Origin of the sequence: Pseudomonas sp. PA27(2017) (genome assembly GCF_001945445.1) — a bacterium.
Taxonomy (GTDB): domain Bacteria; phylum Pseudomonadota; class Gammaproteobacteria; order Pseudomonadales; family Pseudomonadaceae; genus Aquipseudomonas.
Window position 1 is genome coordinate 57,415 of record NZ_MSXW01000023.1, and the last position, 26,283, is coordinate 83,697.

The 26,283-nt window shown below is 61.6% G+C and carries 23 protein-coding genes and 1 riboswitch; of the genes, 8 read left to right on the forward strand and 15 right to left on the reverse strand.

Going from position 1 to position 26,283, the window contains the following annotated elements; translation table 11 throughout:
• Positions 1-164: 164 nt before the first annotated feature.
• The 9 genes from BVH06_RS12655 to cbiE all read right to left on the reverse strand — a co-directional run bounded on the left by BVH06_RS12655 (position 165) and on the right by cbiE (position 12,279).
• On the reverse strand, positions 165-1,418 hold the full coding sequence (locus BVH06_RS12655) for a TolC family outer membrane protein (protein WP_168172909.1): 1,254 nt from the start codon (positions 1,416-1,418) through the stop codon (positions 165-167).
• A gap of 59 nt (positions 1,419-1,477) precedes the next feature.
• Positions 1,478-3,565: a peptidase domain-containing ABC transporter gene (locus BVH06_RS12660; RefSeq protein WP_075934288.1), complete on the reverse strand. Its 2,088-nt coding sequence runs from the start codon at positions 3,563-3,565 to the stop codon at positions 1,478-1,480.
• Between the two features lie 12 nt (positions 3,566-3,577).
• Positions 3,578-4,732 carry a JmjC domain-containing protein gene (locus BVH06_RS12665; protein WP_075934289.1) on the reverse strand — a complete coding sequence of 385 codons (1,155 nt, stop codon included), beginning with the start codon at positions 4,730-4,732 and terminating at the stop codon, positions 3,578-3,580.
• Positions 4,733-4,901: 169 nt separating this feature from the next.
• On the reverse strand, positions 4,902-5,237 hold the full coding sequence (locus tag BVH06_RS25405; protein WP_139315632.1) for a hypothetical protein: 336 nt from the start codon (positions 5,235-5,237) through the stop codon (positions 4,902-4,904).
• An 892-nt stretch (positions 5,238-6,129) separates the two neighbouring features.
• Positions 6,130-7,314 (reverse strand): HlyD family secretion protein, encoded by a 1,185-nt coding sequence (locus BVH06_RS12675; RefSeq protein WP_083652019.1) that lies wholly within the window; start codon positions 7,312-7,314, stop codon positions 6,130-6,132.
• A gap of 346 nt (positions 7,315-7,660) precedes the next feature.
• The gene (locus BVH06_RS12680) at positions 7,661-9,418 is read right to left on the reverse strand and encodes an ATP-binding protein (RefSeq protein WP_075934292.1); all 1,758 of its coding nucleotides are present in this window, start codon (positions 9,416-9,418) and stop codon (positions 7,661-7,663) included.
• Positions 9,419-9,500: 82 nt separating this feature from the next.
• On the reverse strand, positions 9,501-10,211 hold the full coding sequence (locus BVH06_RS12685; protein WP_075934293.1) for a ferredoxin: 711 nt from the start codon (positions 10,209-10,211) through the stop codon (positions 9,501-9,503).
• 140 nt (positions 10,212-10,351) lie between these two features.
• Positions 10,352-11,077: a cobalt-precorrin-6A reductase gene (locus BVH06_RS12690; RefSeq protein WP_075928971.1), complete on the reverse strand. Its 726-nt coding sequence runs from the start codon at positions 11,075-11,077 to the stop codon at positions 10,352-10,354.
• A complete protein-coding gene (cbiE, locus tag BVH06_RS12695; RefSeq protein ID WP_075934294.1) occupies positions 11,074-12,279 on the reverse strand; it encodes a precorrin-6y C5,15-methyltransferase (decarboxylating) subunit CbiE in 1,206 nt (401 codons plus the stop codon). Before cbiE ends, BVH06_RS12690 begins: the two co-directional genes overlap by 4 nt.
• Positions 12,280-12,441: 162 nt before the next feature.
• Positions 12,442-12,775: riboswitch (cobalamin riboswitch) on the forward strand.
• A gap of 95 nt (positions 12,776-12,870) precedes the next feature.
• On the opposite strand from cbiE, the gene cobG reads away from it, so the two are divergent.
• The 6 genes from cobG (at position 12,871) to BVH06_RS12725 (ending at position 18,396) form a co-directional block, all read left to right on the forward strand.
• Complete coding sequence (cobG, locus tag BVH06_RS12700; protein ID WP_075934295.1) at positions 12,871-14,226, forward strand: precorrin-3B synthase; 1,356 nt, start codon at positions 12,871-12,873, stop codon at positions 14,224-14,226.
• A complete protein-coding gene (locus BVH06_RS12705) occupies positions 14,223-14,855 on the forward strand; it encodes a precorrin-8X methylmutase (protein ID WP_075934296.1) in 633 nt (210 codons plus the stop codon). Before cobG ends, BVH06_RS12705 begins: the two co-directional genes overlap by 4 nt.
• Positions 14,856-14,878: 23 nt before the next feature.
• Positions 14,879-15,631, forward strand: a complete 753-nt coding sequence (locus BVH06_RS12710; protein ID WP_075934365.1) for a precorrin-2 C(20)-methyltransferase — start codon at positions 14,879-14,881, stop codon at positions 15,629-15,631.
• A 162-nt stretch (positions 15,632-15,793) separates the two neighbouring features.
• Positions 15,794-17,452, forward strand: coding sequence for a precorrin-3B C(17)-methyltransferase (gene cobJ / locus BVH06_RS12715; protein WP_075934297.1), 1,659 nt, complete (start codon positions 15,794-15,796; stop codon positions 17,450-17,452).
• Positions 17,453-17,455: 3 nt separating this feature from the next.
• Positions 17,456-17,785: a low molecular weight protein tyrosine phosphatase family protein gene (locus tag BVH06_RS12720; protein WP_075934298.1), complete on the forward strand. Its 330-nt coding sequence runs from the start codon at positions 17,456-17,458 to the stop codon at positions 17,783-17,785.
• A gap of 110 nt (positions 17,786-17,895) precedes the next feature.
• Entirely contained in the window at positions 17,896-18,396 is a 501-nt protein-coding gene (locus BVH06_RS12725) for a hypothetical protein (RefSeq protein WP_075934299.1), read from the forward strand.
• On the opposite strand, the gene BVH06_RS12730 is transcribed toward BVH06_RS12725, so the two are convergent.
• The 3 genes from BVH06_RS12730 to hemF form a co-directional block, all read right to left on the reverse strand.
• Positions 18,389-19,393 carry an Ldh family oxidoreductase gene (locus tag BVH06_RS12730; protein WP_075934366.1) on the reverse strand — a complete coding sequence of 335 codons (1,005 nt, stop codon included), beginning with the start codon at positions 19,391-19,393 and terminating at the stop codon, positions 18,389-18,391. The genes BVH06_RS12725 and BVH06_RS12730 overlap by 8 nt on opposite strands.
• Before the next feature lie 130 nt (positions 19,394-19,523).
• Positions 19,524-20,348: a shikimate dehydrogenase gene (gene aroE / locus BVH06_RS12735; protein WP_075934300.1), complete on the reverse strand. Its 825-nt coding sequence runs from the start codon at positions 20,346-20,348 to the stop codon at positions 19,524-19,526.
• 58 nt (positions 20,349-20,406) lie between these two features.
• Positions 20,407-21,327: an oxygen-dependent coproporphyrinogen oxidase gene (gene hemF, locus BVH06_RS12740; protein WP_075934301.1), complete on the reverse strand. Its 921-nt coding sequence runs from the start codon at positions 21,325-21,327 to the stop codon at positions 20,407-20,409.
• Between the two features lie 172 nt (positions 21,328-21,499).
• Here hemF and BVH06_RS12745 point away from each other — a divergent pair, with 172 nt between their 5' ends.
• A complete protein-coding gene (locus BVH06_RS12745; RefSeq protein ID WP_075934302.1) occupies positions 21,500-22,477 on the forward strand; it encodes an NADPH:quinone reductase in 978 nt (325 codons plus the stop codon).
• A gap of 306 nt (positions 22,478-22,783) precedes the next feature.
• Here BVH06_RS12745 and BVH06_RS12750 read toward each other — a convergent pair whose 3' ends face one another.
• From BVH06_RS12750 to BVH06_RS12760, 3 genes are all read right to left on the reverse strand, one after another.
• Positions 22,784-23,341 carry an L-threonylcarbamoyladenylate synthase gene (locus BVH06_RS12750; protein WP_075928979.1) on the reverse strand — a complete coding sequence of 186 codons (558 nt, stop codon included), beginning with the start codon at positions 23,339-23,341 and terminating at the stop codon, positions 22,784-22,786.
• 35 nt (positions 23,342-23,376) lie between these two features.
• Positions 23,377-24,477 carry a DNA-processing protein DprA gene (gene dprA / locus BVH06_RS12755; RefSeq protein ID WP_075928980.1) on the reverse strand — a complete coding sequence of 367 codons (1,101 nt, stop codon included), beginning with the start codon at positions 24,475-24,477 and terminating at the stop codon, positions 23,377-23,379.
• A gap of 69 nt (positions 24,478-24,546) precedes the next feature.
• Entirely contained in the window at positions 24,547-25,581 is a 1,035-nt protein-coding gene (locus tag BVH06_RS12760) for a LysM peptidoglycan-binding domain-containing protein (protein ID WP_075934303.1), read from the reverse strand.
• Between the two features lie 153 nt (positions 25,582-25,734).
• Between BVH06_RS12760 and def the strand changes: the two genes are divergently transcribed.
• On the forward strand, positions 25,735-26,241 hold the full coding sequence (gene def, locus BVH06_RS12765) for a peptide deformylase (RefSeq protein WP_027904102.1): 507 nt from the start codon (positions 25,735-25,737) through the stop codon (positions 26,239-26,241).
• Positions 26,242-26,283 lie beyond the last annotated feature (42 nt).

Genomic DNA, 26,283 nt, shown 5'->3' on the forward strand with positions numbered 1-26,283 from the left:
TCATTACAATAATTTCCGCAGCACATGAGACCTTATCAAATAGCCATCTTCCGATTAGCTTTCTTGCCGAAACGCATTATGAATGCCTAAATAAAACATAGCGTCCATCAAAAAATTTACGACCCGAACAATATAAATAAGGCCATCGTGGCAATAACTGCCAATCACTGCAGCAATGTACTGATTTCAGCCAAGTCATGCTCTTCTAGAACCCCGACGACGGCTTTGAGCTGCAACTGAGCGAGCAACACATCGTAGCGGGCTTTTGCCAGTTGCCGAATGATTTCGCTAAGTTGACTCTGCACCTTTAATACATCGGCGCTGGCGCGCATGCCGGCTTTATAGCCCAAGAGATTGGAATCAACCGCAGATTGGGCTGAAACTCGCGCGACTTTTAAAGCTTCGATTTGCGCCACTCCGTCGGTTACACCTGCCCAGGCCTCACGCGTCGCCAGTGCAGATGATCGGCGCGCGTCCAACAATTTATATTCAGCCTGCTGGTGCAGCGCCACCGCTTCGCGCGCTGACGCCGAAAGCCGCCCACCGCTGTACAACGGCATACTAAGGCGCAGACCAATGGCTGCAGACTCACTTTGCCGGGTGTTGGCATTGGGGTTCTGCTGCATGTTCTGGCTGAGAATTACGTCGATGCTAGGCAGGTGCTCAGCCTTGCGACTGCGCACCTCGTTTTTTGCAATGTCAGCCGTCAGCTCCTGAATCTGCACTTCAAGGCTGCTTCGCTCGGCCGCATTGACCCAGGTTTCGATATCAATGGGTTCGGGCGACAAGAGGTTAATCCGTTCACGCAGCGTACCGAGTTCCTGTGCTGGTCGGCCAGTAATCCGCGATAACGCGTGACGCGCTATACCTAAATCGCTCCGGGCCTTGATCAGTTGCGCGTTAGTACTGTCGTAGCTCATCTGCGCCTCATGCACATCGACGATAGTTGTGCTGCCTAGCTCGAAATTTTTGCGCGCACTGACCAGTTGCTCATAATCGCTGACCCGTAACTGCAATATGGCCTCAATGACATCTTGGGCATGCAAAACCTCAAAATAGGCTCGCGCCACCTGCATGATTAGCGTTTGCACAGTAGTGCGAGTTCGCAGTTCTGCCAACGCCTTGTGAAGGCTACCCTGCTGGTACTCGATCCAGTTCTGCCAACGAAACAGCGGCTGCACTAATTGGACGCCATAACTTCGGTTTTGCTGGCGCTGCTCCACATTGCCATTGGCCACTTCGTACTCAGTCTCACTCCAACTGGTCTGGGCATCGAAGGATATCTGCGGCAGTATGCCGGCCCAGCCCATGCTCTCTCGCTCCTGACCAGCACGACGCTCCGCTTGGGCTGCAGCATATAGAGCATCGTTCTCTAATGCCTGTCGATAAGCTCCCAACAGATCATTTGCCTGCGCCATTGTCGCTCCTATAACTCCTAAAATTCCGACTATCAGGAGCCGAGCAATCACCCCGAACATCAGGTAATGGCCTGCTGTTGATCGAGACGCACATCCTCAACCACATCACCCTTCTCAAGACAGATAAGCCTTCTAGCAAAAGCTATCGTTTCGCGTCGGTGGGCGATAGTGATCCGTGTTACTGACATCTGGTGCACCGCCTGCACCACGTGCTGCTCACTATGCAAATCAAGATGACTTGTCGCTTCGTCCAACGCGAGAATGCGTGGCTGCTTATATAGAGCGCGAGCAAGCAATAAACGTTGTTTCTGTCCGCCCGAAAGACCGCTGCCCATCTCTGCGACTAATGTCTGATAGCCCATAGGCATCCTGATGATGGCTTCATGAATATGCGCCTTACGCGCCGCCTCCTCGACCCGCTGCTGGTCTGCGCTTGGATCAAAAGCGGCAATGTTCTCCGCCAGCGAACCGGCCAGTAATTGATCTTCCTGCATTACTGCACCCACCAAGCTTCGCAACGCTTGCGGTCCCAACTGTCGCAAGGGAATGCCGCCGATGAGTATCTCGCCCTCGGTAGGCGCCAACAGACCAAGCAGCAACTTGAACAGCGTACTTTTGCCACACCCGGAACGCCCAACGATCGCCACACTGTCGCCAGCATCGATACTCAGAGACAGGTTGCGCAACACCCAAGGTTCACCTCCGGCATAGCGAAATGAAACATCACGCAGCTCAATGCGCGGCTCAAGACGTGTCAAATCAGTTTCCAGCTTGCTATCCAGTTCAGCCGGCTCTAAGGCGATGTCCGCTAGCCGCTCGGCATGAAGCGACAACATACGGATCTCCACGCCCATGTCGATTAGTTGGCTGGCTCGGCTGGTGAATTGACTTTTATAGGCGATGAAGGCAAGCAACATGCCCAGTGACAGTTCACGCTCCAGTACTGCAACGCCGCCTACATATAGCAACAGCATCCCTTCTAGTCCAAAGATCAACGTATTGAGGCTGGCAAAAATCAACAACAGCCTCTGCGTAGCCACATCACGGTTTTGCACATCGGCTAACAAATTTTGCCAAGTAGCGAGGCGCAGCGAGGAGATATTGAAAAGTTTGAGTAACTGCGCTGCACGGATTGTTTCCAGAAAATAGGAGTTCTCGCGAGCGGCCATGACAATGCGCTCTTCCGAAGCTGTGCGTAGCGGTTGGTAAAATATAATTCGCAAAATTCCGTACGATAGCAATGCCACAACTACAATGGCACTGAGCTTGGGGCTGTAAAGCAACATCATGCCAAGCGTAATGAATGTGACGAGGCCATCGAGCACCACCATTGTCGCGCCGTTAGTCAACACGCTACGAATGGCTGACATCGACTGGAATCGGGCTGTAATGTCACCCAGTTGGCGCTTTTCGAAAAATTGCCAAGGTAAACGTAGTAAGTGGCTGAAAAGGTTACCTGACCACTGCATGGCCAATTGCTGATTAAGACGCAACCCCATCCAGCCGCGAGCCATTCGGAGGACGAAGTCAGTCATTACCAACAAACATCCGCCGAGTATGGCAATCAGCAATAAGTCGCGATCTGCCGATACTAGTGCCCCATCGACCACCCATTGGGTCACCTGCGGAACTAGGAGTGTCACTATTTCAAGCGCAAGCGCTAGTAAAAAAATGTTACTCAGCGCTCGCTTAAGCCCTGTTACCCGACCAGTCAGATCAGAAAGTCGAACCCGTGCTTTGCGGTCGGTGGTCTGAAAAGCGGCATTGGGGCTAAGTTCTAGGGCCACACCGGTGAAGTATCCAGAAGCTTCTGAAAGGAATAGGCTGCGCCTACCGTTCGCAGGATCTAAGATGTGCAAGCGGTTACGCTGAAATTTCTCCAGTACTACAAAGTGGTTCATGTTCCAGTGCAAGATACAAGGCAGCCTGAGTTTGCCCATCTCTTCGAGCTCAAGACGCAGGGGCCTACAGGAAAAATCTAGGTTCTGCGCGTATTGCACCAACTGCATCAGATTGGTGCCCTTGAGCGAAATCGAAAAGCGCCGCCGCAAGCTCGGCAAATCGAGCTGTAGACCATGGTGATGCGCAATCATCGCCAGACATGCCAAGCCACACTCCTGGCTTTCCGCTTGCAAAATAGATTTCATTAGATAGCCTGATCAGCCACGCACAAGCTCTAAAATGTCCTGCCGGCAGAGATCGGCAACCAGCTTGCGCAGCTGTGCATCATCTGGCATTGCTTGGGCGGCCCTCAGCTGCGCAATAGTGATATCGGGATGCTCAACAATCGCGCGAATCAAACTTATCCCCTCCTCGTCCAAACTTAGCCGGGAACCGTTGGCAATCACATACCCGTCATCCAAGCCATGAACACGATGAGCACTGAGGCGTAAACGCGCTTGATCATCTAATAGGCGGCTGGCCGGGTCGCCGAAAATCTCGATTGCCAAAGGCGACTCAACCCTAGTAGCGCTTGTGAAATCGTCCATGAACTGCAGATATGTTTTGGGATCCTTAATAAGTCCATTAATCAAACGTGCCATATCGATAAGCGCAGATTGATCGCTTCGCCACTGACTTAATGACTGTCTCGCCTCTACGAACTGTGGCAATTGATGCATGATCCAACCAAGATAATCCATGGTGTATGCCGGGAAAGTGCCCATCGCCAAATGAAAAGTTGGCTCTCCCAGCGGCAAAGGATTGTGCCACCAGCCACGCGGCAGATAAAAAACGTCTCCGGCTTCTAGTATGAAGTCCATATACGGTACCTCCGGACATGGATAGAGGTCTTCGTAATTTTTACTTTGCTGAGTAAATAGCGGCGCTTCAAATGTTGGCTCGTACACAATCCAGCGCTTGCGACCAATCAGCTGAATAGCAAATACATCCCGGGTATCCCAATGGGCTCGAAATGAGTCGCGACTTCCAAATGCTGCGTAGGCACTATTGACCACTTGCCGACCAGTAAACTGTGCAATCTGCCGGGAAAAAAGGTTTATTCGCGGCTCATTAGCAATTTTATTGGCGATCAATGTTGCGCCTTGGCGAAGATAATCGTAAAGCACAGGCTTGATTAGGCGATGACGTAGTGTGCCGATATCCCAGTAACTTTCTACGTACTCTTGCTTGGGTCGTATGCCGTCATATGATAACTTGAAATCCTCGGAAGCCACATCGCTACGCTCAAATATCTGGTTAACATCATCCCACCCAAACAACCCGAGTGAAACAGCATTTTTTATCAGCAGAGGTTTCTTCTCCTGATATTGCGTATGAAATTGAGCTGCAGACAAACCAAAGTTCATATTCATCGGTCGTAACGAACCGCGACTAGTTATCAACTAGCCATAGCTCTACCCTCGGTCTAATTAATACTGTGCCAAATCATCGTAAAACGATGCATTAACAATGAAACCTGCAAAATTTCATAAATTCATCCATGAAATTGGATTCTCCAGATATCAATAACGGACATTACTATTATTGATACCCTGTACCAGAGATGTTATAGTTAGTTCCTGCAGCATTAAAACCGCGCTCGACCATACCCCCCGCCATACCGCCATAGAATCCTGCCTGAGTACCCACAATTGTGGCAGTGCCTCCTTGCATGAAGCCAGTTACAGCAGGGCCGGTTATAAAGCCGGTAATACCGCCTACAACTACGGCCCCTGCCAGCCCGGCCAAACTTCCCGATCCTGAAGCACCTGAATATCCATAATATGCCGCCGCTCCACTCGCGGCGCCAATGACAGCACCGACTGGCCCGACCGCACCGACAACCATCTGCATATCTTGCATTGTTAACTCACGCATCATTACACTCCTTTTTTCCAGATTTAAAGTCAACCTTTGATAGCCAGCGACATAATCATATTGCCTAAAATGATTGCCAATATGATTAAAATCATAGTTTCCAAATAGCTTAACTCTTTTCTTTTAATACCTTTAGTTAAAAATAAAAAAACCTGATAGCTACCATACAGGAGGCAACAAACAAGCCCCATCACTAACAAGTTCAACATCAACTCACTAAAAAAAGACACTTAACCTCCTAAAATATCGGATACGCCGTCAAAACCCACTTACAGTATGTTCATATACTGCAGTTAATCGATACCTCAATTTTGAAAATCGAGAACAGAATAATTACACTCTACAATGTTATTCCATTGCCGCGAAGCCAATAGCTTTTAAAGCTTTGCGAAGAATCCGCTGTACGTAAAAAAATACTCACACATACCGTCGAAACAGACGAACATATTGTTTTCTGTTGCAAGGGCTTTTCTCAGATTCAAGAACGGTCGAGGTCGACACACAATTCGGAACATGATGATAGGGCACGTATAAGATCATTTGATCATACAAGAAATGATATTAACCTGAACGCCAATGGCATGAAATAATTCTAAATAGAACCAACCAACCTGCATCGTGTTTAATTCCTCGAATGCTTGGCTAATTTCTCCACCCTCGAAACCAGTTATAGTCACCTTCAACTGCAGCCAGCTAGACAAGCCAATGCGGTAATCAGGTACAGGCGCAACACATACTTAAGCGCTGATTTAGATAACCTTGACCATTGCTCAGCCGGTACTTAGCAATGTGTATAGTTACAACGACCACCACCTGGAAAGCTTCTTGAAGTGGTCTTGGATGGTAAACAGACGACACTGGAAGAAGCGAAATCGCTTAAAAATCATTCCTCTCACTGAGCAACCCATTTTCCGGTAACCGAATAAATTGGTTCCAAGGCCCACTCATAGATTCGGCGTTTATCTTGAATAATATCTGCTTCCAGTAACATACCCATCTGCAAAGGCTGATGCTCCGCGTAAACCAAAAAGTCTTGGGATTCGATCTCTAGGCTTACACGATAAAATAGCTCTGCAAATCCTTCGTCAGTCTGCAACACGCTAGCGACGTGGGCAGGTAGTTCCTGTAGTGCATAAGGGCTAAGGACAATGTCCCGCACCACGGCTCGAGCCGACCCGAATTTCTGATAAGGATAAGCAGCATAGCGAATTAGAGCCGCTTGCTCACGCTCGATAAAACCGACTTTACGGGCCGATACATAAACACTCGCAGCCAGCTTTACCTGACTAGGAACCACACTGGCTAGCAGCGTACCGGCAGTTACCTGCTGGCCAAGTTGAACATTTAAACCAGTCACCACACCATTGAAGGGGGCTGCAATGATTTGCTCAGTACGCACATCATTTTCAGCTTGCTCCTGCCGAATCACAGCGATAGTGCTGTCAATTTCGAATATTTCGGCTTGATGACGATGTTCGATATCCCGCCGTTGCGCCAGAACCTCTGTGCGTTCACGCCGCAGATTGGCTTGGGTGCGTTTCAAGCTCTGTTGCTGTCCCTGTAACGTAAATAGATCCGCTTCGCTTTGCTGAAACTGGGCTAACGAGATAAATTTTTCTGCTACCAATTCTTGCTGACGCTCTAAATTTGTTCGAGAGAGCTCAATACGCCGCTCCAACAAATAAACTTCTTCACTTAGACGGGCTTGCTCTTCATCGATGGTACGAGCACGCAGTTTAAGTATACTGAGTTGATCATGACTGCGTTCATTCACCAATGCACGATTACGCTCGAGCAAAAGCTGTCTTTGCTCAAGCTGCTCGGAAATAAACTTATGGATACTGCCAGTGGTACTGATTCGTTCGCCAGACAGAACAAAAAGAACATCTCCTGCTTCAACTGATTGACCTTCTCTCACCTTTACCTTCGTAATGTAACCCTCACCACTCGAGGCTAGCCGGAACATGCCTTGCTCAGGCATTAATAGTCCAATTACGGTGGTCTTTCTAGTGTAAGACCCAAAATAAGCGAACGCCGTGATTAACAGCACCAGCGAGAATGCAAGTAATGCTGACATCGAATAGCCAAGAGGCTGATGGATAAGAACCGCACCGAGCGTACGCGTTTGGCCGAGTGGACTAACCTCGGGGCGAAAGAGCGGCGTGCTCGCAGTCGATGTTTTGGCTGATCCTAGCAAGAGCAGCTTCCGTATTTAAGGTTCATCCGTTGTGCATTTTTACGCCGAGCTAACGGCCCAATTCAACAGAACATCTGTAACTAGAGCCTTCACTTTATAACTAGACTTTGAGTACAGCTCTCCAGAAATGATCTGAGCCTCTATAAAAGCAACTATTTCAGCCGTATCCGCTCGAAACAGGTAAGAAACCTACCACCCTATTGACTCAGATATAGTTCAAACCCAGTTACACAACGCAGTAATCACGCGGCAGACGCAGGATGAAGAGCGCGCCGTCCGGGCCATTGCGTGCCTCCAGGCTGCCGCCCAGGTCGCGCACGATGCCGTAGGAAATCGCCAGGCCCAGCCCCAGCCCCTCGCCCACCGGCTTGGTGGTGAAGAATGGCTCGAAGACGTTGCCCAGATGCTCCTCGGGGATACCGCCGCCCGTGTCGCTGACCTGCAGCACGCAGCTATCGCCCTGCACTTCGATCGCGGCGCCGAGCAGGCTCCGCGGACTGTCGACCATGGCGTCCAGGGCATTGTTGAGCAGGTTGAGCACCACCTGTTCGAGGCGGATGGCATCGCCGGAGACCCGCGCCTCACTGCGAATCTCGCGGCGTAATTCGACCTGCTCGCTGCGCAACCGCGGCGCCAGCAGCAGCAACGCCTGCTCCAGCACATCGCTGAGCAGCAGCCGCTCGTTGAGCCCGGCGGGGCTCTTGCGGGCGAAGGTTTTCAGGTGGCCGGTCAGGCTGGCCATGCGCTGCAGCAGGCCGTCGATGCGCGTCAGGCCGGCGCGTACATCCGCTTCACGGCCGTTGTCGAGCAGCAGGCCAAGGCTGCCGAGATGCATCTGGATGGCCGTCAGCGGCTGGTTGATCTCATGGGCCATGGCCGCCGACATCTGCCCCAGCGCGGCCATCTTCGCCGCATGCACCAGGCCTTCCTGGGCCTCGCGCAGTTCGGCGGTACGCAGCGTCACCTCACGCTCGAGATTCTCGCGAATGCTCGCCTGCAGACGCTGGTTCTTGCGCCGCTGCAGCAGGAACAGCACCAGGAACACCAGGGTCAGCCAAACGCCGGCGGCGGCCAGTCGATAGCTGCGCGCGGTGTCGCCCAGGCTGCTTTCCTCGATCAGCAGGTGCAGCGTCCACTGCTCGCTGCTCAGCTCCTGACGCTGCCACAGGTAGCTCTGCCGGCCATCGGGGCCGTCGATGTTCATCCAGTCGGCATTGCCCTCGAAGTACGGGCCCGGCTCGGTGGACAGCACCTCCAGCGGGCGCTCGGCATACTTGCGCACCTCCACCAGCTCGGCGTGATCGAGCTCGTCGAGTTCCTCCAACGCTAGGAAACGCCAGGCAGGCCGGCTGCTGAGAATCACCACGCCATAGCTGTCGGCGACCAGCAGCACACCGGGCTGGCCGACCCATTCGCGCTGCAGTTCCTCGAGTTCGAGCTTGACCACCAGCACGCCGATCACCGCGCCGTCGTCGTCGTACACCGCGTGGGAAAGGAAGTAGCCGGGCACCCCGGTGGTCACCCCGACCGCGAAGTAGCGGCCGGCGGTGCGGTGCAGGGCATCCTGGAAATAGGGACGAAAGCCGTAGTTGCTACCGACGAAGCTGCTCCACTCGTTCCAGTTGCTGGCCGCCAGGGTCTGGCCGCGGCGGTCGATCAGGTAGAGCACGCTGGCACCGGCAGCGGTGTTGAGCATCTCGAAGCGGCGATTGAGCTTGTCGCGCAGTTGCGGATCATCCGGTGCATGCAGCAGAGCCTGGATGTCGCCGTCCATCGATAGCAGTTGCGGTACCGAGCGAAAGCGGTCGACCAGGGTCTGGATCGATTGCGCATAGAGCTGCAACTGGCCGTGGGCCTCGCTGCTGCGATCCTCCCAGGCCCGCTGCTCGGCGTAGCGGCTGGCCAGCCACAGGCTGACGGCCAGGCCGACGATCACCAGCAGCACGATGGCAACGATGCGATAGCGCAGAAACAGGGCGGTCATGCATGACTCGAATTCTTGTGATGCCGGCATGTTAGCCCGAAACATGCGTGAGTCGGGAAGATGCCGCCGGCGTGAAACTGGGCTAGGGCCGCGACATCATCAACTCGGGCACCGCACGCCCAGCGACCAATTGCTCGTCGACCAGGCGGATCACATCTTCGTCGCTGCGCAGCTGGTACCAATGGCCCTGTGGATAAACCGTCAGTGTCGGGCCCTGGTCGCAGGGGAACTGGCACTGTGTGCGGGTGATGTGCACACCGCCTTCGCACTCCAGCTTGCCGGCGGCCTTGACCTGTTCACGCAGCTTTTTCCATAGGGGCAGCGCACCGCGCCGGGTGCAGCGCGGGCCGTTGCAGAGCAGCACGCGGTATTGGTGGGCGGGGATTTTCGACCAGGCGTGGCTGCCTGGCAGTTCCGGCACGTCGACGCAGCCGAGGTGCAATTCCGGGCGATCGATCAGCGCGCAGGCAGCGCCAGCCGCGTCGGCATCGAGCTGGCCGAACAGGCTGGTGACGAAGATGCGCTGGGGATCGGTCTTGGCCGCCAATTCACTGCGTAGCCAGTCGACATGCTGGCTGCTGCTCTGTGACTCCAGGTCGATCACCAGGCAGGTGCCGCTGCCCTCGCCCAGGCGCTGCCAGAGGCCGTCGTAGCCCGCACCAGTGTCGACGATATCGGCCAGCGCCGCCTCGCCCCGCAGCTCGACCAGCCGAGCGCGAAACAGCTCGGCGAACGAACCGTCGAGCAGATCAGGGCCGGCGAACAATACCTGGGCGTAAGGCGTGGCAGTCATGGTCGGGCTCCGCAAAAAGTGCGGCAGTTTAACAGCGTCGTGACGAACAGCGTTTCGTGGCCTGGGTTGAGCGCAGCGATACCCGGGAGGTTTTGGGCCGGCTCGTACGTTCCCCGGGTTTCGCTGCGCTCTACCACAGGCTACGGGATGGTTACCTGCAATGCTTGCCACAGCGCCTCAGGCTCGGCGAACTCACGGTCCACCGCCGGCAACGCTGGCCGCTGCAACACCAGCACCGGCACACCGCGTTCGCGGGCAACCTGCAGCTTGTGCTCGGTGGCCGCGCTGCCGCTGTTCTTGCTGACCAGCACGTCGCAGTTCAGCCGCGCGAACAGCACGCGCTCGTCCTTGAGGCTGAACGGCCCGCGGGCACCGATCACCTCGGCCCGCTCGCTGGTCGGCTGGCCTTGCAGGCAACGTACCGTCCAGTGCTGATGGGCAGGAATCTCGTGCAGATGCTCCAGCGGCTCGCGCCCCAAGGTGAACAGCGGGCGCCGGAATCGCGCCAGGGCGGCGATCAGCGAGGGCCAGTCGAACACCTCGCGCCAGTCATCACCCGGCGATGCCGTCCAGCCTGGACGCCGCAGCGCCCAACAGGGCACGCCGGCCTGCTCGGCAGCGCGTGCCGCGTTATGGCTGATCTGCGCGGCATAGGGATGAGTGGCATCGACCAGCAAATCGATGCGCTCCCTGTGGATAAAATCGGCCAGGCCCTCGGCACCGCCAAAGCCGCCGACGCGCACCTGGCAGGCCAGATCCTCGGGCACCTTGCCCAACCCGGCGAGGCTGTAGACATGCTCAGGCCCGAGGCGGCGGGCGAGATTCAGCGCTTCGCCGATCCCGCCGAGCAGCAGGATGCGGCTCATCGCGGCTTGCTGACGTCGAGCAGGGTGATCGGCAACGCGCCGCGCCAGGTGTCGAACCCGCCCAACGGCTTGGCCTGGGCCACCTCGATGCGGGTCAGCTCGCCGCCGTGTTCGCCGCGAAAGGCGATCAGCGCTGCCTCGCTCTGCAAGGTCACGGCATTGGCCACCAGCCGACCGCCGGGCTTGAGTGCCTGCCAGCAGCGCTGCAGCACGCCAGGTACGGTCACGCCGCCGCCGATGAAGACCGCATCCGGCGCGGCCAACCCGTCCAGCGCCTCGGGCGCCCGCCCGGCCACCAGTTGCAGGCCGGGCACACCAAGGGCATCACGGTTATGGGCGATATGCGCCTGACGCCCTTCGTCCGCCTCAATGGCGATGGCGCGGCAGCTGGGGTGGGCGCGCAGCCATTCGATGCCGATGGAACCGCAGCCGGCGCCGACATCCCAGAGCAGCTCGCCCGGTGAAGGCGCCAGCCGCGACAGGGTAATGGCCCGCACATCACGCTTGGTCAGCTGGCCGTCGTGGCGATAGGCATCGTCCGGCAAGCCGGGGGTCAGCGGCAGGCGAATGGCTTCATAGTCTGGAACGCACTCGATGGCCACCAGATTGAGATCCGCTGCGCGCTCCAGGGACCAGCCATCGGCGAGCCCATCGATGCGCCGTTCGCGTTCGCCGCCCAAGTGCTCGAACACGCTCAGCCGGCTGGGGCCGAAGCCCCGCTCGCGCAGCAGTTCGGCGACGGCGGCCGGGCTGTCGCCATCGTTGCTCAGCACCAGCAGGCGCGCGCCGGAATGGATTTGCACCTGCAGCGCTGCCAGCGGCCGGGCGACCAGCGATACGACGGCGGTGCTCTGCAGCGGCCAGCCCAGACGGGAAGCGGCCAGGGACACCGACGATGGCGCCGGCAGGATGCGCAGCTCGTCCGGCGCCAGCTCGCGAGCCAGGCTGGCGCCGACGCCGAAGAACATCGGGTCACCGCTGGCGAGCACACAGACCGGCGTGCCGCGGCGCTCGAGCACCGGCGTCAGGGAAAACGGCTTCGGCCAGGGCAGGCGCGTGGCACGGATGCAGTGGGGCAGCAGCGCCAGCTGACGCTCGCTGCCGACCACCAGCTCGGCCGCCAGCAATGCATGCCGCGCTGCCTTGCCGAGGCCGGCGTAGCCATCTTCACCAATGCCCACGACGGTCAGCCAGGGTGTCATTTCTCAGTCCTCATCATTGGCAGCCAGCGGTGGATTGGGTGGAGTGGCCATTCGCCCGATTTGTAGCAATGGCCTTCTCCACAGCGACTGCCATCGACACATCGCAGCCATGCTTCTGGGCGATCCGACGACGCGGCTTTTCATCCCGGCGGGCAAAGCGGGCATAATAGCGCCTCTGTCGGTGCCCAGCGGCTACATGTGAGCCAATGCGGCCTAAGAGGGAACACGAGAAAACCTGTTCAATAGCTAGCGAGCTAGAGCCCTGCAAGGCAGAAATTGGCGAGGAAGCGGAGTGTACTTCTGTACATGAGCATTACGAGGCATTTTCTAACGCAGCAGGGCCGACGCGCAGCAGATGTTGGGCAGGTTTTCCGCCGTGGCTGCCCCCGCAACTGTTGCAGCGAGCGCCTTGCCAATCGCCACTGGGAAACCGGGAAGGCCGGCCAGGCGCCATGACCTGCGAGCCAGGAGACCTGCCGACCGATTCAGTCGCATGCGCCCACACCGGGCGGGGTGTCCCGGTGAGAGAAACTGACCCTTCTCTGGCCTATCCTCGAACGGATGCCCATGTGACCCGACTCCGGTGATCCGTTGAAACAGCCTGCTCACACGCCATCGCTATCTGTTCGTCCCTCGGCCTGCCCGGGGTTGCTGCGTATCGTGCAGGCGAAGGACGGCGGCATCTGCCGCATCAAGCTGCCCTGCGGGCGCCTCGAAGCCGAGCAGGCCGAACGCATTTCCAAGGCCGCTCAGCGCCATGCCGGCGGGGTGATCGAGGCCACCAACCGCGGCAACTTGCAGATTCGCGGCATCCGCGCCGGTTGTGAAAACGCGCTGATAAGCGAGCTGCTGGACGCTGGCCTGGGCCCGCGCTCGCCGGCCGCCGATGACGTGCGCAACCTGATGGTCAGCCCGGCAGCCGGCCTCGACCCGCAGGCGCTTGTGGATATCTCGCCGCTGGCCGAGCAACTGCTGGCGACCCTGGAGAACACGCCGCGCCTGCATGCCTTGTCACCGAAGTTCGCCCTGCTGCTCGACGGCGGCGAACGCCTGGCGATGCTCGAACACCCTCACGATATCTGGCTCAGCGCCCTGCCCCTGGAAGATGGGATCGGCTACGCCTTCGGTCTTGCCGGTTGCCCGCCCACGACGACAGACGATGCACCCGCGCTGGCTGTCGTGCCACAGGCCGCGGCCCATGATCTGGTGACTGCCCTGCTCGAACTGTTTCTCGAGCTGGCCACACCCGAGCAGACGCGCATGCGCCATCTGCTGGAAAACCATGCGCCTGCCGAGCTGCTGCAGCGCTTGCAGGTTCGGCTGGGCGATGTGCTGCTACCGATAAACGAGTGGCGCCGGGCGCCGGCGCACGCCAATGCCCATCTCGGCATCCATGAGCAGCATCAGCCTGGTCTCGTGCATATCGGCGCCAGCCCTGCCCTTGGTCGGCTGGCGGCCGAACAGCTGCTCGGCCTGGCAGCACTCGCCCGCCGCCATGGCGATGGCAGCCTGCGCCTGACGCCTTGGCAAAGCGTGCTACTGCCGAATATTCCCAAAGCCGCTGTCGATGAGGTTATCCACAGCCTGCAAGGTCTCGGCCTATTGACCGACGCCGCCGCGCCGCTGGCGCGGATCATCGCCTGTACCGGCGCCAGCGGCTGCGCCAAGGGGTTGGCCGACACCAAGGCCGATGCCCTGCGTCTGGCCGAACGGCTGCCCGCCGGCAGTGAACGACCGGGCATTCACCTCACGGGCTGCAGCCGCTCTTGCGCCGCCGCCCACCGCACGCCCTTCACCCTGCTGGCCGTGGCCGAAGGTCGCTACGACCTGTTCGCCCGCCAGCCTCTCGGCAGTGGCTTCGGCCAGTTGCTGGGCCATCACCTGACACCTGACGAAGCCGGCGCCCTGCTCGCCTCGCTCACCGCTACCCGGAGTTTCACCCGATGACCGATTACATCCGCGATGGTCAGGAGATCTATCGCAATTCCTTTTCCATCATCCGCGCCGAGGCCGACCTGAGCGCCATTCCGGCGGATCTGGAAAAGCTCGCGGTGCGGGTCATCCACGCCTGCGGCATGGTCGACGTGGTGCAGGATCTGCGCTTCTCGCCGGGTGCCGGTACGGCAGGGCGTGAAGCACTGGCCAGGGGCGCGGCGATTCTTTGTGACGCACGGATGGTTGCCGAGGGCGTCACCCGCACGCGGCTGCAGGTCGCCAACCCGGTGATCTGCACCCTCAACGATGCCGGCGTACCGGAGCTGGCCAAGCAGCTCGGCAATACCCGCTCGGCGGTGGCCCTGGAACACTGGCGCGAACACCTGGAAGGCTCCGTGGTGGTGATCGGCAACGCGCCGACGGCGCTGTTCTACCTGCTCGACATGCTCGCCGCCGGCGCGCCCAAGCCGGCGCTGATCCTCGGCTTCCCGGTGGGCTTCGTCGGCGCTGCCGAATCCAAGGATCTGCTCGCCGCTACCTATGCCGAGCATGGCGTGCCCTACGTGATCGTCCAGGGCCGCCGCGGTGGCAGCGCCATGGCCGCCGCGGCAGTCAACGCCCTGGCCACGGAGGTCGAGTGATGAGCGGTATTGACCTCCCCGGTATGGACCGCCACGGCAAGGGCCGCCTGCTCGGCCTGGGCGTTGGCCCCGGCGACCCGGAACTGATCACCCTCAAGGCCCTGCGGCTGCTCAAGTCGGCGCCGGTGGTCGGCTATTTCGTGGCCAAGGCCAAGGCCAACGTCGGCCAGGGCGGCAATGCCTTCGGCATCATCGAGGCGCACCTGCAAGACAGCCAGCAACGCCTGCCGCTGGTCTACCCGGTAACCACCGAAAAACTCGAGCCGCCACTGACCTACGAAGGCGTGATCAGCGATTTCTACGACACCTGCGCGGTGCAGATCGCCGAACACCTGGACGCCGGTCGCGACGTGGCGGTGATCTGCGAGGGCGACCCGTTCTTCTACGGCTCCTACATGTACCTGCACGACCGCCTGGCCGAGCGTTACGAGGCCGAGGTGATCCCCGGCGTCTGCTCGATGCTCGGCAGCGCCGCGGTGCTCGGCGTACCCCTGGTGTACCGCAACCAGAGCCTGTCGGTGCTCTCCGGCGTGCTGCCCGAAGACGAGTTGCGCGAGCGCCTGCGTGATGCCGAAGCCGCCGTGGTGATGAAACTCGGCCGCAACTTCGAGAAAGTCCGCCGTGTGCTGGAAGATCTCGGCCTGCACGACCGTGCTCACTACGTGGAACGGGCGACCATGGCCGACCAGCGCATCGTGCCGCTCGATGAAGTCGAGCCGATGGCTTCGCCGTATTTTTCGATGATCGTGGTGCCGGGCATCAAGTGGCGCGGTTGAGCGAACACAACGGCCTTGTCGGAGCCCCGGCCTCGGGGCGAATCGATGGTGGCTGCAACGCCGTTTGCGCGTTGCCCGTGCCATTCGCCGCGGGCTCGCGGCTCCTACAGGCTCTACTTCACCGCGACATGCACCGTGCTCGCCATGAACAGTGAAACTTCAATGACTTCCTCCCCCGCCATCGTCATCCTTGGCTCCTCGGCCCTGGCTACCGCCCGGCGCATCCAGGCGCTTTATCCACAGGCGCTGATCCATGGCCTGCGCGATCGGGTCGAGGCCGATGCGGCCTATGACGACTTCGGCGACACCCTGCGCGGCCTGTATCGCAGCGGCACGCCGATCATCGCCCTGTGCGCCGCCGGTATCGTCATTCGCAGCCTGGCGCCGCTGCTCGCCAGCAAGGGCGCCGAGCCGCCGGTGCTGGCCGTGGCCGAAGACGGCAGCGCCGTGGTACCGCTGCTGGGTGGCTTGGGTGGCGTCAACCGTATGGCCCGGGAGATCGCGGCAAGCCTGCAGGTCAGCGCCGCAATCACCACCAGCGGTGAGCTGCGCTTCGGCACCTGCCTGCTCGACCCGCCGAGCGGCTATGCCCTGGCCGATCTGGAACAGGGCAAGCGCTTCGTTTCCGACCTGCTCGGCGGCGAAAACCTGCGCATCGACGGTGATGCGTCCTGGCTGGATCAGAGCAAGCTGCCGTTGGCCGAAGATGGTCGCCGGACGCTGCATATCACGCCCCTGCAACGCGCCGCCCGGCCGGACGAGCTGCTGATCCATCCGCGCAGCCTGCTGGTGCGCGTCGAGGGCACGGAAGATCTGCCGGCGCGTGTCCACCAGTTGCTCGAGCGTTCGGGCCTCGCAGCCAAGGCCCTGGCCGCCCTGCTCGCACCCACCGCGCTGATGACCGACAAGGCGCTGGCCGACGCGGCCCGTGAACTGAACGTGGCGCTGCGCTTCATCACACCGGATACCGCGCTGCCGGCGGTCATCGCACGGCACGACGGTCTACAGGTGCTGCAGGCGCAGTCGCCGGCCGCCGCCCAGGCCATCGGCCGCCCCCGCGGGCGCCTGAGCGTGATCGGCCTCGGCCCGGGCGCGGCGGAACACATGACACCCGCCGTACGCCGCGCCCTGGATGAAGCCCAGGATCTGCTCGGTTACGAAACCTACGTGCGCATGGCCGAACCACTGCGTGATGATCAGGTGCGCCATTGCAGCGATAACCGCGAGGAGCTGCAGCGCGCGCGGCACGCCTTCGAGCTGGCAGCCAGCGGCCGCCGGGTGGTGGTTGTTTCCTCTGGCGACCCTGGCGTGTTCGCCATGGCGGCGGCGGTGCTGGAAGCGCTCGAAGAGGCCGAGGCGCCGGCCAGTTGGCACGCCGTCGAGCTGCAAGTGCTGCCCGGCGTCTCCGCGGCCCTGGCCACTGCTGCCAAGGCCGGGGCGCCGCTGGGCCACGATTTCTGCCTGATCTCCCTGTCGGATAACCTAAAACCCTGGACGGTGATCGAGAGCCGTCTCGACCACGCCGGCACCGCGGACCTCGCCATGGCCTTCTACAACCCGATCTCCAAGGCGCGCCCCTGGCAGCTCGGCCGCGCCCTGGAAATCGTCCGCACCCATCGCACGCCGGACACCGTGGTGGTACTGGGCCGCGACATCGGCCGCCCTGCCGAAGCGCTGCGAGTGGTCAGCCTTGGCGAGCTGACGCCGGAGATGGTCGACATGCGCACCCTGGTGATCATCGGGTCCAGCCAGACCCGGCGATTGCCCCGTGGCGACGGCGGCGAATGGGTGTACACGCCACGCAGTTATCCACAGCCGTAACCGATGACCAATATCCTGTTCATTTGCGGCCGCAACCAGTGGCGCAGCCCCACTGCCGAGACGCTCTGGCGCAAACGTCCAGGGCTCAGCGTGCGCTCGGCCGGCACCAGCCCGAAGGCCCGCCGAACGGTAAGCGCCGGCGACATCCAGTGGGCCGACGTGGTGATCGTCATGGAGCACAAGCACAAGAGCCGGCTGATGGCGGACTTCAATCGGCTGCTGACCCACAAGCCCCTGCACGTGCTGGATATACCGGACGAGTACCGCTACATGGACGCCGAGCTGGTGCAGATGCTCGAGACGAGCGTCGCCGCCTGCCTGGGCCTCGACTGAGCGACCTTTACAGGGTCTTTACATCGGCCTGACGGCACCTTGCACAGGCGTCCGGATAATCGATGCTGCCCCGCCATCTGGCCGGGCCATCGCATTCTCTGGAGCCCATGATGAACGCCCGACTCCCTCGCCTCGCGGTTGCCGCCTTGCTGCTCTCGCTTTCCGTCAATGCCCTGGCTGGCCCTAGTGGGCCAGGTGGCGGTCCGGGCTGGCGCGGCGGCCCAGGCCCGGGTTGGGGCGGCCCCGGGCCGCGGCATGGTCACGGTCTGCCAGATCATGCCCGCGAGCTGTGGATAGGCAGTGCGCTGTACTTCGTTGCCGCCGGCAGCTACTACATGTGGAACGCCGACCGCCGCCAGTACATCGTGGTCGAGGCGCCGCCAGTGATCCGCGCGGCACCCACCGCTAACTACGACGTGATCGCCTACCCGGCCCGTGGCCAGAACGCCGACCTGCAAGCCCGCGACCGCTACGAGTGCCACAGCTGGGCGGTCAGCCAGAGCGGCTTCGACCCAGCCACCGCCTACAGCGCGCCGCCGGTCAACGCCAGCGACACTTACCGGCGCGCTCTGGGCGCCTGCCTGAGCGGGCGCGGCTACAGCGTCAACTGAGCAGCGCGTTGAGGTCGTCGTAGAGCGCCTGGGGAATCCGTACACCGTCAGCGAGGCTGCCGGCGCGGGCATCGTAGCGGCGCTGCGATGGCAGTCGCGCGCCCTGCCCTTCGATACCGTCGAATAGCGCTTCGGCCCGCGCCAGGTGCTCGTCGGCCGCAGCGCCGAGAAAGCGCTGCGGATCGAGGGCAATGATCAGCTCACCATGGTAAGGCGACGACTTGCTGCCAGCGTCGTAGGCCAGCGACTCGGCACTGGTCAGGTCGCCGATCAGCGGCCCGGCGATCAGCTCCACCATGGCCGCCAGCGCCGAGCCCTTGTGCCCGCCGAAGGTCAGCATGGCGCCGTTCATCACCGCTTCGGCACTGGTGCTGGGCTGGCCGCTGGCATCGATGCCCCAGCCTTCGGGAATCGGCTTGCCGGCGCGGCGATGCAGCTCGATGTCACCGCGGGCGATGGCGCTGGTGGCGAAGTCGAAGATGAACGGGGGCTTGCCGGCACGCGGCCAGCCGAACGCAATGGGGTTGGTACCGAAGATCGGCTTGCTGCCGCCAGCCGGCGCGACCCAGGCGTGGCTGGGGTTACAGGCCAGAGCGACGAGGCCGAGTTCGGTGAGCTGCTCGATCTCCACCCACAGCGCGGAGAAATGCACGCAGCGGTTGATCGCCAAGGCGGCGATGCCATTGGCCCTGGCCTTGTCGGCCAGCACTGGCAGCCCAGCCTGGAAAGCCAGTTGCGAGAAGCCACCGCGGGCATCGACGCGCACGATCGACGGCGCCTGGTCGATCACCTCCGGCTCGGCATCGGCGACCACCTTGCCGGCCTTCAGCGAACTGACGCAGCCCAGTACCCGGTACAAACCATGGGACGCGCAGCCATCGCGCTCGCCGGCCACCACGGTGGCGGTCACCGCCTGGGCCTGGGCCTCGCTGAAACCGGCATGGCGCAGGATGGACAGCGATAGCGTGCGGGCTTCGTCCAGGGTCAGTCGAATCATCGTGGGCTCCTTGGGCAGGTAGGCGGTCAGCGGCATATGCCGACCTTATACACTGGCGCCGCGGCCGCCCACTGGCTTGATCGCTTTGCCCCATGGCGTTGCCGATTTCGGCACAGCCGCGCGGCCGGGATCAGCCGGCCGCCAGTTGCCGGCGCAACTCGGCGAGCACCGGGGCGCTGTCCGGGCGCACGCCGCGCCACAGGTGGAAGGCTTCCACGGCCTGCTCGACCAGCATGCCGAGGCCATCCAGGGTACGCGCGGCGCCCTGCTCCGCGGCCCAGCGATTGAACGCCGTGGGGCCGGCGCCGTACATCATGTCGTAGCAACAGGTATGACCGGGCTGGATCAGGCTGGCGGAGATCGGCGGCAACTCGCCGGCCAGGCTGGCCGAGGTGCCATTGACGATCAGGTCCACCGGCGCGTCGATCCAGTCGAAGCCGCTGGCCACCACCGGGCCGAGATCGGCGAACTGGCGGGCCAGTTGCTCGGCCTTTTCCACCGTGCGGTTGGCGATCACCAGGGTTTGCGGCTGCTGCGCCAGGAAGGGTTCGAGAATGCCGCGCACCGCGCCACCGGCGCCGAGCAGCAGGATGCGCTTGCCGCGCAGCTCAATGCCGGCGTTCACGGTCAGGTCGCGCACCAGGCCAGCGCCGTCGGTGTTGTCACCGAGCAGGCTGCCGTCGTCGAGCCTCTTCAGGGTATTCACCGCACCGGCGCGGCGGGCGCGCTCGGTCAGGCTGTCGGCCAAGGCGAATGCCTGCTCCTTGAACGGCACCGTGACGTTGCCGCCCAGGCCCTGAACGAAGAAAGCGCGGGCATAGCCCTCGAAATCCTCCAGCGGCGCCAGCAGCGCCTCGTAGCTGAGCTGCTGACCGGTCTGTTCGGCGAACAGCCGGTGGATCAGCGGCGACTTGCTGTGGCCGATGGGGTTGCCGAATACACCGTAGCGATCCATTGAAGTTTCCGCCGGTAAAAGCCAAAAGCGGCAAGCCTGCAGCTTTTGGCGGCGCGCTTCAAGCCTGCTGCAGGCCGAGCCAGTCGCGGTCGGTCAGGAAGTACTCGGTCAGGCGCGCTTCCTCGCTGCCCGGTTCCGGCTTCCAGTCATAGGCCCAACGCACCTGCGGCGGCAGCGACATGAGGATCGACTCGGTGCGCCCGCCCGACTGCAGGCCGAACAGCGTGCCGCGGTCGAACACCAGGTTGAACTCCACGTAGCGGCCACGGCGATACTCCTGGAATTCGCGTTGCGCCGGCGTGTAGGGCGTGGCCTTGCGGCGTTGCACGATGGGCAGGTAAGCGTCGATGTAGGCGTCGCCGATGGCGCGGATGAAGGCGAAGCAGGTGTCGAAACCCCATTCGTTGAGGTCGTCGAAGAACAACCCGCCGATGCCCCGTGGCTCGCCGCGGTGCTTGAGGTGAAAGTAACGGTCGCACCAGGCCTTGTAGCGCGGGTAGACGTCGGCACCGAAAGGCGCACAGGCCTGCTCGGCGACGCGGTGCCAGTGCACGCAATCTTCTTCGCTGCCGTAGTAAGGCGTCAGGTCGAAGCCGCCACCGAACCACCACACCGGCTCCTCGCCTTCCTTCTCGGCGCTGAAGAAGCGCACGTTGGCGTGGGACGTGGGCACGTGCGGGTTGTGCGGGTGGATCACCAGCGACACGCCAAGGGCCTGGAAGCCACGACCGGCCAGCTCGGGGCGATGGGCGCTGGCCGACGGCGGCAGATTTTCGCCGAACACGTGGGAGAAGTTGACGCCGCCCTTTTCGATCACCGCGCCGTCGCCGATCACCCGCGTACGTCCGCCACCGCCACCCGGCCGCTGCCAGGCGTCTTCGACGAAGCTGGCCTGGCCATCCTCGTTTTGCAGGGCGGCGCAGATACGGTCTTGCAGGTCGAGCAGGTAGGCCTTCACGGCCTCGGTCTGGTCACTCACGGGCTTACCCTGGTTGCGGCGAAATCGGCGGCTAGCATAGCACCCGGTATCCGCGCTCCGCAGTTGACGCCGGTCAACGAGAGGTGCGACGTTCAGCCGCTGAGCAAAATCGCTTCAACCCCGTGGGGAACTCGGGGTCTATTGCACTCACTCTTCAAACAGGAGCAAGACGATGGCCAAACGCATCCAGTTCAGCCGCCACGGTGGCCCCGAGGTACTCGAATACGTCGACTACCAACCCGCCGCTCCCGGCCCGCACGAGGTGCGTGTGCACAACCAGGCCATCGGCCTCAACTTCATCGACACCTATTTCCGCAACGGCCTGTACGCGCCGCCCTCGCTGCCCTCCAGCCTGGGCACCGAAGGCGCCGGTTTCGTCGACGCCATCGGCTCAGAAGTCAAAGGCCTGCAGGTCGGTGACCGCGTCGCCTACGCCACCGGCCCGCTGGGCGGCTATAGCGAGCTGCACGTGCTGCCGGCAGAGAAACTGGTCAAGCTGCCTGACGCCATCAGTTTCGAGCAGGCCGCCGCGGTGATGCTCAAGGGCCTGACCGTTCAGTACCTGCTGCGCCAGACCGCCGACCTGAAGAGCGGCGACATCATCCTGTTCCATGCCGCCGCCGGTGGTGTCGGCTCCTTCGCCTGCCAGTGGGCCAAGGCCCTGGGCGTCAAGCTGATCGGCACCGTGAGTTCGGCGAAAAAGGCCGAGTACGCCAAGCAAAAAGGCGCCTGGGCGACCATCGACTACAGCCATGAGAACGTCGCTCAGCGCGTGCTGGAGCTGACCGATGGCAAGAAATGCCCGGTGGTCTACGACGGCGTCGGCAAGGACACCTGGGAAACCTCGCTCGGCTGCGTGGCGCCACGTGGCCTGTTGGTCAGCTTCGGCAATGCCTCGGGCGCGGTCACCGGCGTCAATCTAGGCATTCTCTCGCAAAAGGGCTCGCTGTACGTCACCCGCCCGACCCTGGCCAGCTACGCCGACACCCCGGAGCGCCTGCAGAAGATGGCCGACGAACTGTTCGGCATGATCGCCAAGGGCAAACTCGACGTGGAAATCGCCGGGCGCTACCCGCTCAGCGAAGCCGCCACCGCCCAGACGCTGCTCAGCGAGCGCAAGACCACGGGCTCGACGATTCTGTTGCCGTAAGTCGGGGCGCTATTCGCTGCCTTTGCGTTTTCTCTACCGCGAAAGGTGGCGAGCTTTTGTTGGGGATGGACGGGCGCAGTGGTGGATCGGTGAAGCGTGATCCACCCTACGGTTGCTTTCGTTTTGTAGAGGTTTACCTCTATAGGCCGGAAAGTGACGGAAGCAGCCTTTTGTAGGGTGGACCGGGTCGCGTAGACGACGCTTCACCTACGCGGCCCGACCCGTCCACCGATCTGCGATCGCAATGGTGGATGAAAAGAGCGTCATCCACCCTACCTAGAGAGCGGCTGCTCTTGCCTTCAAGCATCAGGCCGGTCTGCGCACGTCACCAGTCACCAAATCTCGAATCACGCTCGGATTGCGCCGCCCGCCCAGGGCGCCACCCAGCACCGCATCCAGTTGCCTCGGGAAATACTGCTCGACCCGCAACCGCGAGCGCGCCGCCGGGCGGCCGGCGGGATTGGCCGAGGTCGATACCAGCGGCCCGGTCAGCGCACAGAGCTCACGCACCCGCGGATGATCACTGACCCTCAGGGCCACGGTATCGTGCTGACCGGTGATCCACTGCGGCAGGCGATTCTGGTGCGGCACCAGCCAGGTATTCGGGCCGGGCCAGGTGCTGGCCAGCCGATCCTGCCAGGCCTCGGGCAGGTCTTCGAGCAGGAAGTCGAACTGGCGAATGGTATCGGCCACCAGAATCAGCCCCTTGTGCACGGGCCGCTCTTTCAGGGCCAGCAGCCGGTCCACGGCCATCTCGTCCCATGGGTCGCACCCCAGCCCCCAGACCGCCTCGGTCGGGTAGGCGATCACACCACCGGCGCGCACCACGCGCGCTGCCTGCTGAACCTGCCAACTGGTGACCATGCATACCTCCGCCGAAAAACACTCGGCGCAGTGTATTACGGCTTGCGGCCCACCCAAAGCCCGGCTTCGCAGGCGACCAGGCCGTCGAGCTCCAGCTCGGTCAGTGCCGCCAGCACCTCGGGCAGCGGCCAGCCTGCGGCATGGGCCAGGGCTTCGCTGCTATGGGGCGCGGCGTACAACAACGCCAGCAGAGGATGGGTGGCCGTTGGCGACGCGGCACTGGCCTGCTCGACCGCCGGCATCTGGTGCCAACCGCGCAGGGCTTCGAGAATATGCTCGATGCTTTCCACCAGCGTGGCGCCGTCGCGGATCAGCTGGTGGCAGCCCTTGGCACCGGGGTGGTGAATGGAGCCGGGAATCGCGTACACCTCTCGGCCCTGCTCGGCGGCCAGGCGTGCGGTGATCAGCGAGCCGCTCGACGGGCTGGCTTCGACCACCAGAACGCCCAGCGACAGGCCCGAAATGATTCTGTTACGGCGAGGGAAATTGGCAGCCTGGGGCGGGCTGTCCAGCGGCAACTCCGACACCAGTGCCCCACCGCGCTCGACGATGTCGCGGGCCAGGCGCTTGTGGCGCGCCGGGTACAGGCACTGCAATCCGGTGCCGAGCACCGCCACGGTATGCCCTTCGGCATCCAGGGCGCCCTGGTGGGCTGCACCATCGATGCCCAACGCCAGCCCGCTGGTGACCACGAAACCACCACGCGCCAGGCTCCGCGCGAAACTGTGGGCGGTGTCCAGTCCTGGCCGCGAGGCCCGGCGGCTGCCGACCATGGCCAATTGCGGCCGCTCCAGGAGGCTCGCATCGCCGGCCACGAAAAGCAGTGGTGGCGCATCGGCAAGTTCCGCCAGCAGGGCCGGATAACCCGGCTCGTCCCACATCACCAGGTGCTGGCTGGGCGCCTGCAACCACTCGAGGGCCAGGCGTGCCCGCTCACGAATCTCGGGGCTGCGCCGCGCTTCGCTGCAGGCCAGCGGCAGGCCGAGCGAACGCCAGGCGCTGGCCGGGGCACTGAGGGCGGCCGACGCACTGTCGAAGGCGCTGAGCAATTTTTGGAAGCGCCTGGGCCCCAGTTCCGGTAGGCAATGCAGGCGCAGGCGGGCTTCGAGTTCGGCGGGGGAATGGCAGGTCGACATGGCGGATCGATCCGTGATCGAAAGCCCTATCGAATAGCACAAGCCCCGCATCGGCGGGGCTTGCAGGTGTTACGGGTTACGTACCTTGTCCATCACCGCCAGTTGCCTGGAGGCATTGAGGATCATGCCGTAGCTGAGCTTCTCGTAGGTGCGGAACACCATCAACAGGCCAGCGCGCTCGTCCGGGATCTTCACCGACTCACCGGTGACCCGGTCGCGTACCGTTTCGCCAGTCTTGTAGACGGCCAGTACGTTGCCGATTTCCAGGCCGTCGCGGATGCCCTTGTTCAGGGTCACCACGTCGAACTGGCCGATCTGGCTCACACCGCGCGGCACGTCGAGGATCAGGCCCTTGATCTCGGTTTTCGGCTCGCTGGGCATGAAGGTCGAATTGATCGCGCGTTCCTCGGTGGGGAACAGGCGGTCGCCGTTGCGCACTTCCTGGGTGGTGCGGGTCAGGTTGAGGGTGCCTACGCCCTCTTCCTCGGCGACGATTTCGCCACCGCCGATGTCATCGGCGTTGATACCCAGAAACTCCTTGGTTTCCGGGTCGGTGTAGGTCTTGCCCTGGCGGAAGATGCCGTACACCGGCGCGCTCGGGTCGAAGCTGCCGCGGGCATAGACGCGGTCGCCAGCGCCGCTGACCACGCGCTCGGCGTTGCCGGCGACGATGTATGGGGCGCCCTGGAACTGTTCCGGAGAGTCGACGATACGGTTCTTGAGCAGGAAGCTGTTGATCGCCTCCAGCGGGATGGTCGGGATGGCTTCGGCCATCGGCGTGCTGCGTACCTTCGGCGACAGCTTGATGGTGCCGCGCGATTCACCGCGACCCAGCATCAGGCGAGGCTGACCATCGATGTAGACCAGGCTGAGCACGTCACCGGGGTAGATCAGGTGCGGGTTCTGCACCTGCGGGTTGGCGTGCCAGATCTCCGGCCACTTCCAGGGCTGACGCAGAAACTTGCCAGAGATATCCCACAGGGTATCGCCCTTCACGACCGTATAGCGGTCGGGGTGGCCTTCCTTGAGCTGCACCTCGGCCATCCCGGTCTGCGCCAGGCTGCTCGCGCCGACCAGCAGCAGGGCGAGTAGTGATTTCCTCATGCGGTGAATCCCTTTATGATGTGCCTTCGCGTGAAGCGCCCTAGCGCTGCGACAGAGCCCAGTAAATCCGCGGCTTGACGCCGTTTTTTGAATGCTTGCGTCATCTTAGCAGCGGATTTTGAATTTATTCCACAAGTGCATCACAAACGCATTATGGCGATTTTAAACATTCTCGAATTTCCCGATCCGCGCCTGCGCACCATCGCCAAGCCGGTGGATGTGGTCGACGACGCCCTGCGTCAGCTGATCGACGACATGTTCGAAACCATGTACGACGCCCCCGGGATCGGCCTCGCCGCCACCCAGGTGAATGTGCACAAGCGCGTGGTGGTGATGGATCTGTCCGAAGACAAGAGCGAGCCGCTGGTCTTCATCAACCCCACCTTCGAGTCGCTGACCGAGGAGATGGACCAGTACCAGGAAGGCTGCCTGTCGGTGCCCGGTTTCTACGAAAACGTCGACCGCCCGCAGAAGGTGAAGATCAACGCCCTGGATCGCGACGGCAAGCCGTTCGAGATGATCGCCGAGGGCCTGCTCGCCGTGTGCATCCAGCACGAGTGCGATCACCTCAACGGCAAGCTGTTCGTCGACTACCTGTCCACGCTCAAGCGCGACCGCATCAAGAAGAAGCTGGAAAAGCAGCACCGCCAGCAGGCCTGATCGGGCCTCCAACAAAGGCTTGCCGCGGCAAGCCTTTTGTTT

Excerpts from the sequence above, each read along its gene's own strand:
- BVH06_RS12655 (WP_168172909.1), bottom strand. The coding sequence starts at position 1,418 with ATGGCGCAGGCAAATGATCTGTTGGGAGCTTATCGACAGGCATTAGAG.
- BVH06_RS12660 (WP_075934288.1), bottom strand. The coding sequence starts at position 3,565 with ATGAAATCTATTTTGCAAGCGGAAAGCCAGGAGTGTGGCTTGGCATGT.
- BVH06_RS12665 (WP_075934289.1), bottom strand. The coding sequence starts at position 4,732 with ATGAATATGAACTTTGGTTTGTCTGCAGCTCAATTTCATACGCAATAT.
- BVH06_RS25405 (WP_139315632.1), bottom strand. The coding sequence starts at position 5,237 with ATGCGTGAGTTAACAATGCAAGATATGCAGATGGTTGTCGGTGCGGTC.
- BVH06_RS12675 (WP_083652019.1), bottom strand. The coding sequence starts at position 7,314 with ATGTCAGCATTACTTGCATTCTCGCTGGTGCTGTTAATCACGGCGTTC.
- BVH06_RS12680 (WP_075934292.1), bottom strand. The coding sequence starts at position 9,418 with ATGACCGCCCTGTTTCTGCGCTATCGCATCGTTGCCATCGTGCTGCTG.
- BVH06_RS12685 (WP_075934293.1), bottom strand. The coding sequence starts at position 10,211 with ATGACTGCCACGCCTTACGCCCAGGTATTGTTCGCCGGCCCTGATCTG.
- BVH06_RS12690 (WP_075928971.1), bottom strand. The coding sequence starts at position 11,077 with ATGAGCCGCATCCTGCTGCTCGGCGGGATCGGCGAAGCGCTGAATCTC.
- cbiE (WP_075934294.1), bottom strand. The coding sequence starts at position 12,279 with ATGACACCCTGGCTGACCGTCGTGGGCATTGGTGAAGATGGCTACGCC.
- BVH06_RS12705 (WP_075934296.1), top strand. The coding sequence starts at position 14,223 with ATGACCGATTACATCCGCGATGGTCAGGAGATCTATCGCAATTCCTTT.
- BVH06_RS12710 (WP_075934365.1), top strand. The coding sequence starts at position 14,879 with ATGGACCGCCACGGCAAGGGCCGCCTGCTCGGCCTGGGCGTTGGCCCC.
- cobJ (WP_075934297.1), top strand. The coding sequence starts at position 15,794 with ATGACTTCCTCCCCCGCCATCGTCATCCTTGGCTCCTCGGCCCTGGCT.
- BVH06_RS12720 (WP_075934298.1), top strand. The coding sequence starts at position 17,456 with ATGACCAATATCCTGTTCATTTGCGGCCGCAACCAGTGGCGCAGCCCC.
- BVH06_RS12725 (WP_075934299.1), top strand. The coding sequence starts at position 17,896 with ATGAACGCCCGACTCCCTCGCCTCGCGGTTGCCGCCTTGCTGCTCTCG.
- BVH06_RS12730 (WP_075934366.1), bottom strand. The coding sequence starts at position 19,393 with ATGATTCGACTGACCCTGGACGAAGCCCGCACGCTATCGCTGTCCATC.
- aroE (WP_075934300.1), bottom strand. The coding sequence starts at position 20,348 with ATGGATCGCTACGGTGTATTCGGCAACCCCATCGGCCACAGCAAGTCG.
- BVH06_RS12745 (WP_075934302.1), top strand. The coding sequence starts at position 21,500 with ATGGCCAAACGCATCCAGTTCAGCCGCCACGGTGGCCCCGAGGTACTC.
- BVH06_RS12750 (WP_075928979.1), bottom strand. The coding sequence starts at position 23,341 with ATGGTCACCAGTTGGCAGGTTCAGCAGGCAGCGCGCGTGGTGCGCGCC.
- dprA (WP_075928980.1), bottom strand. The coding sequence starts at position 24,477 with ATGTCGACCTGCCATTCCCCCGCCGAACTCGAAGCCCGCCTGCGCCTG.
- BVH06_RS12760 (WP_075934303.1), bottom strand. The coding sequence starts at position 25,581 with ATGAGGAAATCACTACTCGCCCTGCTGCTGGTCGGCGCGAGCAGCCTG.
- def (WP_027904102.1), top strand. The coding sequence starts at position 25,735 with ATGGCGATTTTAAACATTCTCGAATTTCCCGATCCGCGCCTGCGCACC.